9 protein-coding genes are annotated in these 13,254 nt (G+C 56.6%); 2 read left to right on the forward strand and 7 right to left on the reverse strand.

Annotated elements, in window-relative coordinates; all coding sequences use genetic code 11:
* Window position 1: 1 nt before the first annotated feature.
* The 4 genes from ABLQ08_RS25020 to ABLQ08_RS25035 all read right to left on the reverse strand — a co-directional run bounded on the left by ABLQ08_RS25020 (window position 2) and on the right by ABLQ08_RS25035 (window position 3,898).
* Window positions 2-730 carry a succinate dehydrogenase/fumarate reductase iron-sulfur subunit gene (locus tag ABLQ08_RS25020; RefSeq protein WP_352947974.1) on the reverse strand — a complete coding sequence of 243 codons (729 nt, stop codon included), beginning with the start codon at window positions 728-730 and terminating at the stop codon, window positions 2-4.
* Between the two features lie 117 nt (window positions 731-847).
* Complete coding sequence (locus ABLQ08_RS25025) at window positions 848-2,362, reverse strand: tripartite tricarboxylate transporter permease (RefSeq protein ID WP_352947977.1); 1,515 nt, start codon at window positions 2,360-2,362, stop codon at window positions 848-850.
* On the reverse strand, window positions 2,359-2,844 hold the full coding sequence (locus ABLQ08_RS25030; RefSeq protein WP_352947980.1) for a tripartite tricarboxylate transporter TctB family protein: 486 nt from the start codon (window positions 2,842-2,844) through the stop codon (window positions 2,359-2,361). The genes ABLQ08_RS25025 and ABLQ08_RS25030 overlap by 4 nt, the downstream gene beginning before the upstream one ends.
* 79 nt (window positions 2,845-2,923) lie before the next feature.
* On the reverse strand, window positions 2,924-3,898 hold the full coding sequence (locus ABLQ08_RS25035; protein ID WP_352947983.1) for a Bug family tripartite tricarboxylate transporter substrate binding protein: 975 nt from the start codon (window positions 3,896-3,898) through the stop codon (window positions 2,924-2,926).
* A 147-nt stretch (window positions 3,899-4,045) separates the two neighbouring features.
* Between ABLQ08_RS25035 and ABLQ08_RS25040 the strand changes: the two genes are divergently transcribed.
* Window positions 4,046-4,972: a LysR family transcriptional regulator gene (locus tag ABLQ08_RS25040; RefSeq protein WP_352947986.1), complete on the forward strand. Its 927-nt coding sequence runs from the start codon at window positions 4,046-4,048 to the stop codon at window positions 4,970-4,972.
* Complete coding sequence (locus ABLQ08_RS25045) at window positions 4,969-5,712, forward strand: sulfite exporter TauE/SafE family protein (RefSeq protein WP_352947989.1); 744 nt, start codon at window positions 4,969-4,971, stop codon at window positions 5,710-5,712. Before ABLQ08_RS25040 ends, ABLQ08_RS25045 begins: the two co-directional genes overlap by 4 nt.
* Before the next feature lie 91 nt (window positions 5,713-5,803).
* Here ABLQ08_RS25045 and ABLQ08_RS25050 read toward each other — a convergent pair whose 3' ends face one another.
* The 3 genes from ABLQ08_RS25050 to ABLQ08_RS25060 form a co-directional block, all read right to left on the reverse strand.
* The gene (locus ABLQ08_RS25050; protein ID WP_352947992.1) at window positions 5,804-8,725 is read right to left on the reverse strand and encodes a response regulator; all 2,922 of its coding nucleotides are present in this window, start codon (window positions 8,723-8,725) and stop codon (window positions 5,804-5,806) included.
* A gap of 35 nt (window positions 8,726-8,760) precedes the next feature.
* Window positions 8,761-10,410, reverse strand: a complete 1,650-nt coding sequence (locus tag ABLQ08_RS25055) for a Glu/Leu/Phe/Val dehydrogenase dimerization domain-containing protein (protein ID WP_352947994.1) — start codon at window positions 10,408-10,410, stop codon at window positions 8,761-8,763.
* Window positions 10,411-10,623: 213 nt separating this feature from the next.
* Window positions 10,624-13,239 carry a TRAP transporter permease gene (locus ABLQ08_RS25060; RefSeq protein WP_352947997.1) on the reverse strand — a complete coding sequence of 872 codons (2,616 nt, stop codon included), beginning with the start codon at window positions 13,237-13,239 and terminating at the stop codon, window positions 10,624-10,626.
* Window positions 13,240-13,254 lie beyond the last annotated feature (15 nt).

Genomic DNA, 13,254 nt, shown 5'->3' on the forward strand with positions numbered 1-13,254 from the left:
ATCAGCTGCCTCCTTTGAAAAACGCTCTGGCCGTCGCCCTTTTGAGGCCGAGAATTGCGCTCAGCGGATCCAGTTCGTTGGGGCAATAGTGCGTACAGCTGCCTTGCGAGTGACAGTTGTGGCAACCGCCCGCGCCCGACACAGCGTCAAGGATCGATTGTCTGTCGGCGTCCTTGGCATCATTGAACAGCGTCCAGGCCCGTTGGAGCGCAGCAGGTCCCAGATAGTCGGGGTTTCCGGCAACGGTGTCACAGGAAGAGTAGCAAACCGCGCAATTGATGCATTCAATCGCTTTGTTTGCGATTGCCCGTCTGGGGTCATCCGGCCTGATTTCAGGCATGGGATCATGCCGCGTTGAAGTCGCATGATGCCGGCCTTCCGCTTTTACCCATTTGTCGAAAAACGGATCCATGTCGACAGCGAGATCCTTGATGACGGGCATGTTCCGCAAAGGTGAAACCGCAACCTTGTTTCCGTCGAGAACTTTCTTGACATGGGTTCGGCACGTCCAGCGAGGCTTGCCGTTGACCATCATGGCGCAGGAACCGCACATGCCGACTCGACAGGCGAAACGGTATGACAGGGTCGGGTCTGCGTTCTGCTGAACCCAGGACACGACATCAAGGATGGTCTGGTTGTCCTGCGCAGGCACCTCATAGGTTTCAAAGCGGCCCTGCTGCGCATCTCCTCGCCAGATAGAGACTTCCAGTTTTTTATGTTCTTCAGCCACGCGCTGACCTCTGACTTGTGCTTGTTTCCATGTTCAACACAGAAGGTTTTTCTGACAAAATTCACTCTGTTTTCAGCAAGTTCGTAAGCATTCCTTACAATCCGGATATGCCAATCCTCAGTCGGCTGCCTTTGTTTCGACTTTGCGCGAATTCGTGGCCGCCTTGATCCCGGCACGCAGGATCGCGGTTACCGTGATTGCGGTCAGGAGCCAGAAGAACCACGTGATCGGACTGCTGAAGAAGATTTCAGGAGAACCGCCGGACATCAGCATGGCTTGGCGGAAATTGTCTTCCAGCAGCGGACCGAGAATGAAGGCGATCAAAAACGGAGCCGCAGGCACGTCAAAGCGCATCATCAGGTACCCGACCCAACCCATTGCGAACATCACACCGACATCGAACACATTGTTGTTGACCGCGTAAACGCCATAGATGCACAGGATGAGAACCGCCGGGAACAGAACCCCTCGGGGAATGTCGGCGACCAGACGAAAGCCACGGATGGCGGCAGATCCGATAAAGAACAGGAATACCGAACTCACGATAAGGCCGACGAAGAGGCCATAGATGATGTTCACATTGGTGACGAACATCATGGGTCCGGGCTGCAAACCGTGGATCATGAACGCGCCGACGATAATCGCTGTGATCACGTCACCGGGCACACCGAGTGCGAGCAGTGGAATGAGCGTGGCGCCTGCAACACCGTTATTGCCGGCTTCAGCTGCTGCGACGCCTTCGACCTCACCTTTACCGAAGTTCTCCTTGTCCTTCGACTTTCTGCGGGCCTCCGAATAGGACAGGAAAGCCGAAGGCGCAGCACCGATGCCCGGGATCGAGCCGAGGAGGACGCCGATCAGGCTTCCACGCACGATCGACTTAAAGCTCTTGCGATAGTCGGCGAAACTGACCCAGTTGCGGCCAAGAGACCTCGTGCTCCCGTCCTGGGAACGAGGGTCCCAGACCATCGACAGAATTTCCGGAATGGCAAAGAGGCCGATCAGAACCGCGATGAAGTTCAATCCCCCCATCAAATTGGGATCGCCGAAAGTAAAACGGTTCGTGCCATAGATCAGATCCAGTCCGATGGTTGCGAGCAGCAGCCCGAGCAGAGCGGATAAGGCACCACGCAGAAGGCTTGCCCCGGAAACACCGGCAATGATGGTGAGCGAGAACAGGATCAGGGTGAAGAATTCCGGCGGACGGAAACTCAAGGCAAAGGAAGCCAGCCAACCTGCAAAGAGGATCAACGAGAGATTGGAAATCAGGTCTGCGGTGCATGAAGCCCAAAGCGCCATACCCAAGGCCCGGCCGGCCTCCCCCTTTTCGGCCATTGGATAGCCGTCCAGAACTGTTGCCGAGGATGCCGGCGTCCCAGGGGTCTTGATCAGGATTGCCGGGATCGATCCGCCGAAAATGCCGCCCTTGTAGACACCGAGCAGAAGCAGAATGCCGGTGATCGGTTGCATGGAAAAGGTGAACGGCAACGTCAACGCAACGGCCATGGTAGCGGACATGCCGGGGATCGCCCCGCACACGACACCAACAGCGACGCCAATCGCCAGGGCCAGGAAGTTTTCAAGGTTCCCGACGAGTGTCAGACCCGCCATCAGATTGTCGACAATGCTCATGGAAGCCACACAAAATTACCTTGAGGGACCGCAACACCCGCGATGTGGGCAAAGAAAAAGTAAAGCACGAGCGGAATGATCACTGCACTTATCAGCGCTGCCCCTCGATGACGCGTATTCATGATGAAAGCGGAAATCGCGAATGCGATCATGCAGGTCCAGACCATTCCGAGCCGTGGAATGAGATACATGACCGCTACCATGACGATTGCCATTGCCGCCAACCGCAGCAAAGCCGGGCGCCTGTTTTCCGCGTCCTGCTTGAGCGCCTCTGCGGTTGAATTCCGCGATTTGGCGACCAGAGCCAGGCCTATGATCCCCGTCATGCCCGCAAGCACGTTTGGCCAGAACAGGGGCGACATGACAGCAACGGGAACCTGCCCCGGAGACGCCACCCAAGCCGGAATCGCGTAAAAGTACAGAAACACGGCAGCCGCGATTGCCGCGACCCCAAGTCGGAGCTGGATCGATCTTTCGGACATACCTGGCCTTTCCATTGAGGTGCGCCGTTCCCTTGCAGGGCAATGGCGCACCACTAAAAGAGGTCGCTAGGACTTGAAGTTATCCCTCGATCCGCATTCCCAACTCATCCACGAGGGCTCGGAATGTGTTGTACTGCTCTTCGATAAAGGCGTTCGATTCCGCCGGGTCCATCAGCTGGATGACCGATCCACGTTTTTCCATAGCCTCAACGAAAGTGGCATCGGCAGTCGCACTGGACATCCATGTTCCCCACTTTTCGGCGACATCGTCCGGCAGGTCGGCCGGTCCGGCAATTCCGGTCCAGCCAACAAGTTTTTGCAGGTCCGGGTGACCAAGATCCACGGATGTCGGCGCTTCAAATCCTTCAACGGGCTCGGCCGTGGTCACCATCAACGGATGCAGCTGACCATTGGCAACGAAATTCGCCAGTGACGAGGAGTTCGTGCATAAGAAAGTGGCGGTTCCATTCAGGACAGCTGTCGCAGCCGCACCACCTCCGCGCTGCGGGATATGAATTGCTGTCTCGGTCGGGTTTTCAACACCGAACTCGTCCAGCACCATCACGGCCGCCAGATGAAGAAGTGTTCCTACCCCTGACGAAGAGTAGCTGACGCCTCCCTCTTTCACCCGTGCAACCAGGTCATCCATGGTACTGATACCGGATGATGGCGACACAGCGCAGGCTACCGGATTGATTTCATAGACGGCGACAAACCGGAAATCATCGAGCGTATAAGGCAACGTGGCTTTCATAGCCGGGCTGACGGAGTGAGATCCGACACGCGCAAACAGCATCGAGTAACCGTCAGCCTCGGCATTTTGCACCACAACCGAACCGGTTGCGCCACCGGCGCCGGTCACATTGGTCATGACCAGAGGTTTACCCACCGCATCTCCCAGCGGCTCGGCGATCGTGCGTGCCGAAATATCTGTGGCACCACCAGCCCCATAGGGGATCACCATGTTGATCGGCCGTGTCGGATATTCGGCGGATGCGGCGCTTATCAGTGAAACAGAGCCCACGATCCCCAAAATGAATGATTTGTATTTCATCAAGTGTCCTCCCTCAGCAACATCAGGGTTCGGCCTCTTCCTCCAAAGCGTCAAAACCCTTGAACAGACACTAACTGAAAGATAGACTAAAATATATGCAGTATTTCTTTCAATTTATGTAAGTTTAACTTACTTAAAGAGGACAGTATGTCGATCCGCATGCTCAAGACCCTGGTGGCTATAGAAGACCACGGCACCTTTACGTCCGCCGCAGATGCGGTTTGCGTTACGCACGCGGCCGTGAGCCAGCAAATGAAGGCTTTGGAAGACGAGTGGGGGCTGCAGATCTTCGACCGCAGCAAGCGTTCGCCGGAATTGACGCCGCTCGGCCGTGCTGTCGTCGCCAAAGCAAGAGAAGTTATTTCTGCGTATGAGAACCTCATTCCATCGGTCACGATAGAAAACGGGTTGACCGGAGAACTGCTCATTGGAGCGATCCCGACCTGCCTGACAGGGCTTGTTCCCCTGGCGATCTCGCGGTTGAGGGGCAGGTACAAGAACCTGCACATTGCGGTTCAACCTGGTCTGACGACCAAGCTGATAGCCGAGACGGTACGCGGCAAGATCGACGTTTCGATCATTTCACGTCCGACGGTCATTCCACGGGACATGGAATACGAAGAAATCGCCGTCGAAGAAATTCAACTTGTGGCGTCACAGGAAATCGCCTCTGACGACCCCAGGTATCTCCTCGAAAACGAGCCTTTTATCCGCTTTACCCGGGACGCTGTCGTCGGTGAAATCATCGAAGCCTGGCTTCAGAGAGAAAAACTCCACGTCCGGGAGAGCATGGAACTGGAAGGGCTGGAAGCGATCACAAGCATGGTCCTCGCCAATCTCGGTGTGTCTCTGGTGCCCAAGTTATGCGTTGCCTCCCATTCCCATCCGACACTGAAGTGGATGCAGTTGGGTGAAGATGGCCCAAAGAGAAGCCTTGGCCTCCTGTGGCGGCGCGACAGTGCCAAGTCGAGAGTTGTTGCTGAAGTCGCCATTGCACTGAGGGAAGCGATCGGAATCGGTGTTTTTCCCGCCGTTTCTTCCCGAACGCCCAACCAAGGAGAAAGTCCGGAATGATGAACTGGGAGATTGCCCTGCTTGTCACCGGCGCCTTGGCCGGAGGGTTCATCAATGGCCTGGCAGGGTTTGGCACAGCCCTTTTCGCCTTGGGGTTCTGGCTCCAGTTCATGGAGCCTGCGAGGGCGGTGGCGATTGTCGTCGTCCTGTCGGTGGTCAGTGGTCTGCAGGGGCTCTGGCTGGTCCGAACCTCGATTCTGGATCAGCCCCGCCGCTTGATGCGCTTTTTGATCCCTGCCCTCTTCGGCATTCCCTTGGGGATTTTCAGCCTCAGCTTTCTCGAGCCTGGAATGTTGCGATTGGTGATCGCCGGATTTCTGATCGCTTACGGCGGCTTTTTCACGTTTCGCAGGAATTTTCCACGGCTGGAAGGCCCGGCACCACTCGTTGACGCGTTTGTTGGATTTTGGGGTGGCGTTCTTGGGGGAGCGGCATCGCTTTCCGGCGCTTTGCCCACGATGTGGTGCGCCCTGCAGACATGGACCAAATCCGAGACCCGTGCTGTGCTGCAGCCCTTCAACGTCGCCGTGCTGGGCCTTGCTGCCATCACATTCTTTTTCAAGGGTTTCTACAGCGGCGAGAACCTCCTGTTTCTGGCAATCGCGCTTCCTGTCGCCATGATCTCAGCACAGGTCGGCATTAGCGTTTTCAAGAGACTGGACGACGCGACCTTCCGTCACTTGCTTGTCATCCTCATGTTTGTTTCCGGCGTCGTGCTCATCATCCGGGAGCTCTACTGAACGGTGAATTCTTCAATTGGCAGAATTTTCCGGATGCCGCGGAGAAAACATGCAAATAAACGGCGATATTGCAGTTACTTGGAAACGCTCGTTAAGACGCCTGTTCAGTAAGTTTTCGTTGCAAGGGGCCGTGCAACCTCTCCAGTTCGTCATTCAGGAGCAAGAGAACGGAACTTGCCTGAGCGAGCTCGCTTCTTGCCGCCAAAATTTCAAGTCGGCTGGCGGTCGATGCAGCCGCGATTGCCCCGACCACATTCGCAGATCCCTTGATGGTATGGGCAAGTCGCCTGAGCTCCATTGCGTCGCCATTTTCGCAAGCCTGTGCCGCCTCTTTGAGGAGTTGCGGATACTCTTCCAGGAACAATTCAGCCAGTTCCTGCAAAAGACCACTGTCTCCCAGGTTCTGTAGCGCGCTCGACCAGTCGACGACCGGTTCGTCCGACACCTTCAAATCTTCTTGCAACTGACTGATCGGATTGTCTTCAGGGCTCAGGCCTTCCCCCGCTGACTTTGAAAACTTCGCGATTGCGGCCAGAAGTTCTTCAGACCTGAAAGGTTTGGTGATGTAGGCGTCCATTCCGGCATTCATGCAACGTTCGCGATCTGTCTTGGTCGCACTCGCGGTCAGGGCAATGATGGGAAGGTGGCGGTCCCGCCCGGCTTCCAGGTCGCGGATCGAACGGGTTGCGCTCAAACCGTCCATGACCGGCATATGGATGTCCATCAGAACAAGGTCAAAGTCGCCGTTTCTTGTTGCATTCACCGCCTCCTGTCCGTTTTCGACAACCTCGATCTGATGCCCTTCCTTGCTTAAAAGCCCTGTCGCGACACGCTGGTTGATGACCCCATCTTCGGCGAGAAGAATGCGCATGGGCTGGACGGACGGTTTCCTGGCGGTTGTCTGTTGGTCTCTCAGAGACACATCAAGCATCGCCACCCCAAGAGCATCAGTGACCGCATTAAGCAGCTCGGACTGCTTGACGGGTTTCAGCATGACGCGATGGATATCAAGTTCGTCGGATCTGCGGGCTGCCGACAGATTGCCGGCGGAGGACATCATGAGGATTCTCATAACGGCAAAAGCGGGTTGCTGCCTTATGCGCCGGGTCAGTTCGAACCCGTCGATCCCGGGCATCATTACATCGAGAATGGCAAGATCGGGAACTGCTGCGAGTTCAGCTGCGTTTTCAAGGAGATCAAGCGCGGCTGCGGCGTTTTCGGCAAGGATCGGCCGCATTCCCCAGGCCACGACGATCTCTTCGAGTATGCGCCTGTTGGTTTCATTGTCGTCAACCACCAGGACGCGCTTGCCCTCCAGGCGTTCCTGCCGGGCGAGCTGGATACCGCTCGACTTGGCGATTTCGAAGTCCGCCTGAAACGAAAAGACGCTCCCGACATCAACTTCGCTCTCGACCTGCATCTTGCCACCCATCATTTGCGCTAGCTGCGCCGATATGGCCAGCCCCAATCCGGTACCACCATATTCGCGGGTGACGGATGTGTCCGCCTGTCCGAAGGCCTCGAATATCCTCCTGCGCTGATCTTCGGAAATACCGATCCCTGTGTCCCGGATCTTGAAATTCAGTCGAACGGAAGCATCGGACCGACGTATGGTTTCAATGTCGACAACAACTTCACCGCTTTCGGTAAATTTGATGGCATTGCCTATCAGGTTGACGATGATCTGGCGCAGCCTTGAGGGGTCGCCACAAAGATTATCCGGGGCATCGGGCGGAATGTGCAATGCGAGTTCCAACCCCTTTTCCGCAGCGCGTGCCGCCAGGGCCTGCAAAGCGTCCCCCAAAGTATCGCGCAATTTGAACGGCGTATTTTCCAGCTCCATCTTCTTTGCCTCGATCTTGGAAAAATCGAGAATGTCGTTGATCAGATCGAGCAGGGCATCGGCCGACCTCAGGATAATCGATGTGTATTCCTTTTGCTGTGCCGTCAGATTGGTCGCAGCAAGCAGTTCGGCCATGCCCACAACGCCGTTCATGGGCGTGCGGATTTCGTGGCTCATATTGGCAAGAAACTCCGATTTGGCACGGTTCGCCTGTTCTGCCTGATCACGTGCGTTTTCCATTTCCTCCTGCGCCTTGCGAAGCTGCCTTGTGCGTTTTTCAAGTTTGGCGGTCCGCTCCGATACCAGCTCTTCCAAGCGGTTCTTGTACATTTCGATTTCCGTCAGGTCGGAGTAGACACCAACCAGGCCACCACCCTTTGTTCGAACCTCCCTCACCCACAGGATCCGGCCGTCCCGACGTTTCATCCGAAAGGGCCCGCTCGGGTTGCGATGCTTTTCCAGGCGCCACGCCAACCACTCCTCGGGTGTCTTGCCGACGGAGGCGGCATTTTCTTGCGATACCAGATGCGCCAGGGTCTCGAACGAAGTCCCGACTGCGATGTTTTCACCCTCGATATGCTTGAACAAATCGATGTAAGGCTCGTTGAAGATCACCAGACGGTCATCACTGTCGTAGATGGCAAATCCTTCAGAAGAGGATTCAATCGCGTCGACAAGCTGGCTGCGGGCGAACTCTGCCTGCTCCTGCGCACGCGTGATGCACTCAACTTGCTGCTCCAATGCTTCTTCTGCCTCACGCAATTCGGTTATGTCGGTGATGAAGCCTTCGATGAATTTCAGCTCGCCTGCTGGATCGTAAACCCCGCAACCTTGTTCCCAGACCCACTTTTCAGCACCGTCTTCCGCTCGGATCCGATAGGTGATGCGAAAGGGGGTATGCTCTTCCAGCGCTGCCTGCACCTTTTCCCAGACCCCTTCGCGGTCTTCGGGATGCACAATGCTGACAAAGGTCCTCTCACCGCCTGCCAGAAGGTCTGCCGGAGCATAACCGGTCAACTCCCTGCACCCTTCGGACAGGAACGTCATCGTCCAGTCCGTGTCGTTTTCTCCTCGATAAACAACGCCGGGCAGATTGGAGAGCAGTGTTTGCAGTTGACGCTGACTGTCCCTCAGCGCTTCTAGCTCGTTCTGATGGTTTCTTTGTTTCATTGTCGTTGCACTTTCCGGTGTGCAAGGCAGCTGGACTACGGGAAAACGCCTCTGAGGAGCTTGGCTTCCGTGACCCTTGCCACGCCCTCGATCAGAGCCGCAGTGCGCAGATCCTGGCTGTCACGGGTGGCACGTTGCAAAGTGCGTTCGAACGCATTCAGCAAAATGGATTTCAGCCGTTCATTTACCTCATCGTGAGTCCACGTGAGGTTCTGCATGCCCTGCACCCATTCAAAATAAGAAACCGTGACACCGCCTGCGTTTCCAAGCACATCAGGCAGGATCAGAACTCCTCTTTCGTTCAGGATTTCATCGGCCTCCAGAGTGGTCGGCCCGTTGGCACCTTCGGCCAACAAACGGCAATTGATCCGGCCTGCATTGTTCACGGTGACCTGGTTTTGCAACGCGGCGAGCGCAAGCACGTCACATTCAAGTTCCAGCAGCTCCGCGTTGGAAATCGTCTCGGCTTCCGGAAATCCCTGAAGGACATGATTTTCAGCCACGTGCTGGTTCAAGGCGCTGACAGACAAACCGTTCGGGTTGTAGAGCCCGGTGGATACATCACTTACGGCAATGATCCTTGCGCCCGCTTCCTCCAGGAAACGCGCCGCGTAGCTGCCGACATTGCCAAAGCCCTGCACAACCGCCGAGGCTCCCTGCAGGTCGATACCTATATGACTGGCCGCTGCCTCGATCATGTAGACAAGGCCGCGTCCCGTGGCCTCACGGCGACCCAGAGAACCGCCAAGAACGACGGGTTTGCCGGTAACGACGGCCGGAACCGCATACCCCATCTGTTGGCTGTAAGTGTCCATGAGCCAGGCCATCACTTCTTCATTCGTTCCCATATCCGGCGCCGGTATGTCCTTGTCCGGACCGATTATGTCGATGATTTCCGCCGTGTAGCGCCGCGTGAGCCTTTGCAGCTCCTTCTTGCTGAGCGTTGTCGGGTCGACGCGCACTCCACCCTTGGCGCCGCCGAAAGGCAGTCCCATCAACGCACATTTCCACGTCATCCAGGTCGCAAGGGCCGCGACTTCGCCGAGGTCCACATCTTCGTGGTATCGGATCCCGCCCTTTGTCGGCCCCATAGTGAGCACATGTTGAACCCGATAACCGAAAACCGTTTCGACCTGGGACCGATCATCCCTGAAGAAGGGGAACGAGACGACCTGCGTACGCTGCGGGAACAAAAGCCTCTGCCGGATATTGTCGTCCAGCCCCATGATCTGTGCGGCCTTGAGAAACTGCTGCTGCGCAAGGCGAAGCATGGGGGAGTCCCACTCAGCACCGTGAGCCCGCACCCGCGCGAGGGTGTAGCGGATGGCGCGGCCCAAGGTGATGCCGCTCAATCTGGTCTTTAACAGAAAGTCACTTGCACCAGCTTCCACCGCTCGCGCTGCGAGCGAAACGTCGTCAAGGCTCGTCAAAACAACAACCGGCACCTCCGGCGCAGCGGACCGCACCTTGAAAAGCGTTTCCAGCTCCTGGCTGTCCGGTAGGATCAGGTCGAGCAAAATCAGATCGATCGGGCGATTTTCCAGACACGCAAGCGCATCCGTCAGTGTCCCGACGGCTTCAACCTGATAATTTAGTTGCGTCTCGCCAGCGAGGAGCTTTTGTATCAGTCGAAGATGAAGAGAGTTATCCTCGACCAGCAAGACGTGAACTGTTTGTTCCGTCATCGCCCGGCCCTCTGGATGTGCCCTTCATTCTACGCCTCCCCCGGCTTTTGTCGAGTAGTTGCTTTCAACAAGGGTTTCATCCAAGCGGCAGTTTCCGAGGCGCCCAGAAGGGTCAAGGAGGCGTTCTGAATTCCGTCTTGATTCAGACGAGCGACGTTGATTGGGGGAGCTGCCATCGCACCTCCCCTCTGCCGCCAGGTGGACCTCAACACCTCACTGTCTTGTGCGTGAAACGCGTGCTCGCTGCATGAAGACGACGAGGGCCAGCACCAGCAACGCAGGAACATAAAACACTTCCTTGGGAAGACGCTGCTTGGCGACCTGTACCATGCTGACTGTCACGGGATCGCCCCCATAAAAGTCGAATTCCCGGCCGAGACTTTCAAACGGCGTGCCGGGAAAAGGTTCCTCCAACGCGGCCTGACCACCATCGACCATGACCAGGATACCGCTCTTTTCAAGACGCGCTTCTCCGCTTCCCGTTTCTCCAAGCGGCACAAGGATCGTGGTTTTGATGATCTCGTCGGCATCGCTGAAACTCGGCCCGGCAACAGAAACACGCAGGAGGGAATCCGCAGGTTGCGCTTCTGCAACCTGATAGATATCGGTTCCCGGCCAGTCGATGTAAGGCGGGTCGACCTGATCCAGCCAGAAGCCCGGCCGGAAAAGCGTGAAGGCCACGACGAGCAGCGCAACGGTTTCCCAGATCCGGTTGCGGACCAGGAAATATCCTTGTGTTGCCGCCGCAAAGAGCAGCATCGCAATCACCGCAGAAAAGAAGACGAAGACGCCCTTGAGCGGCGATACGTCGATCAGCAGAAGTTCCGTGTTGAAGATGAACAGGAACGGCAGCAGCGCGGTTCGGATGTCATAGGCAAAGCCCTGAATACCCGTCTTGATCGGATCGGCCCGCGAAATGGCCGCGGCGGCGAAAGCGGCGAGCCCAACTGGGGGCGTGTCGTCGGCCAGAATGCCGAAATAGAACACGAACAGATGCACAGCGATCAGTGGAACGATGAGCCCGCTCTTGGCTCCAAGTGCAACGATCACCGGGGCCATGAGAGACGAAACAACAATATAGTTCGCGGTCGTTGGCAGTCCCATGCCGAGAATGAGGCTCATGATGGCCACAAGGATCAGCATCAGCAGGAGATTGCCACCGGACAGGAATTCGACGAATTCGCCGACAACCTGATGTGCGCCGGTCAGGGAAATCGTGCCGACAATGACACCCGCGGCACCTGTCGCGACCGCAATACCGATCATGTTGCGGGAACCGGAAATCATGCCGTTGATCCATTCCGACACACCGCGCCTGGCCGCTCCACCGATGTCGGTGTTTCCACGCATCAGTGCCTTGATCGGATGCTGGGTCAGTGCAACCGTGATCATCGCAATTGTCGCCCAGAAGGCAGACAATGAAGGTGACAGCCGTTCGATCATGATGCACCAGATCAGAATCACGATCGGCAGAATGTAATAGAGCCCCGTGACAGCCGTGGCACCGGCGCGCGGCAACTCTGTGATCGGTGCGTCCGGCGGGTCAATTTCAAGGTCGGGGTATCTGGACGCGAACCACAACAGGATCAGATAGGCTGCGGCGCAACCCACCACAACCACAGGAAACGCTGCTCCGGGAATGGCGATCTTGATCCAGCCAAGACCGTAATAGACTACAGCGCCAAGTGCAGCCATACCGATGAAACCGGCGAGAAGCCCCATCAGTTTTCCGGCGAAGGTCAGGGAAGAAGGTGGCTTCTGCAGTCCCTTGAGATCCAACTTCTGCGCCTCAAGATGCACGATATAAAACAGCGCAATGTAGGACACCAACGCCGGCACCAGTGCATGTTTGATGATCTCGGTGTAGCTGACGCCGGTGAACTCGGAGATCAGAAAGGCAGCGGCCCCCATCACCGGCGGTGTGAGCTGGCCGTTGGTCGAAGACGCCACCTCGACGGCTCCCGCCTTTTCAGGGGGGAAGCCGGTGCGCTTCATAAGTGGAATGGTGAACGTACCGGTTGTCACGGTGTTGGCAATCGACGAACCGGAATAAAGACCGCTCAGAGCCGAAGCCACCACGGCCGCCTTGGCAGGACCACCGCTCAGGTGCCCGAGGAGCGCAAAAGCAATCTTGATGAAGTAGTTGCCGGCTCCCGCCTTCTCCAGGATCGACCCGAAGAGAACAAACAGGAAAATCAGCGATGCCGAGACGCCCAGCGCCACGCCGAACACGCCCTCGTTCTGCATCCAGTAGTGCCACATGGCCTTGCCGAAGGATGCGCCCTTCCACTGAACCACATCCGGCAGGAATTCGCTGTGTCCGAAGAACACATAACAGATAAACGCAGAGGCGACGATGACGAGCGGCAAGCCAAGCGCCCGGTAAACAGAAATACCCAACACGATCATACCGATGGTGGACATCACCAGGTCCGCCGTTGTCGGCAGTCCTGCGCGATTGGCAATCTCGTTTCGGAAAACCATGATGTAAAGACAGGCAACCACCCCCAGCAGCCCGAGCAACCAGTCGTAGTAGGGAATGCGCCGGCGAGACGAATGCCTGAACAACGGGAATGCCATTGCGGCCAGGAACATGGCGAATGCCAGGTGAATGAGCCGGGCATTCGAACTCGTCACAATGACGTTAATCCCGGTGACATCGGTCAGATAAAACGGAAGGTTGGACGCGTAGTAAAGTTGGAACAAGGCCCATACGAATGCGGTGACCGGGATCAGGTGGCGCTGCCAGTGGGCTGGATGCCTTGCTCCGGTATCAACCTCTTCAACGAGGACATCTGCCTCATTCATCGCGGCTTGCTTGTCTGTCATTTATTCCCCCATGAC

This window comes from Roseibium sp. SCP14 (genome assembly GCF_040329475.1).
Classification (GTDB): Bacteria; Pseudomonadota; Alphaproteobacteria; order Rhizobiales; family Stappiaceae; genus Roseibium.

Coding starts and splice junctions, on each gene's coding strand:
- ABLQ08_RS25025 (WP_352947977.1), bottom strand. CDS start 2,362: ATGAGCATTGTCGACAATCTGATGGCGGGTCTGACACTCGTCGGGAAC.
- ABLQ08_RS25030 (WP_352947980.1), bottom strand. CDS start 2,844: ATGTCCGAAAGATCGATCCAGCTCCGACTTGGGGTCGCGGCAATCGCG.
- ABLQ08_RS25035 (WP_352947983.1), bottom strand. CDS start 3,898: ATGAAATACAAATCATTCATTTTGGGGATCGTGGGCTCTGTTTCACTG.
- ABLQ08_RS25040 (WP_352947986.1), top strand. CDS start 4,046: ATGTCGATCCGCATGCTCAAGACCCTGGTGGCTATAGAAGACCACGGC.
- ABLQ08_RS25045 (WP_352947989.1), top strand. CDS start 4,969: ATGATGAACTGGGAGATTGCCCTGCTTGTCACCGGCGCCTTGGCCGGA.
- ABLQ08_RS25050 (WP_352947992.1), bottom strand. CDS start 8,725: ATGAAACAAAGAAACCATCAGAACGAGCTAGAAGCGCTGAGGGACAGT.
- ABLQ08_RS25055 (WP_352947994.1), bottom strand. CDS start 10,410: ATGACGGAACAAACAGTTCACGTCTTGCTGGTCGAGGATAACTCTCTT.
- ABLQ08_RS25060 (WP_352947997.1), bottom strand. CDS start 13,239: ATGACAGACAAGCAAGCCGCGATGAATGAGGCAGATGTCCTCGTTGAA.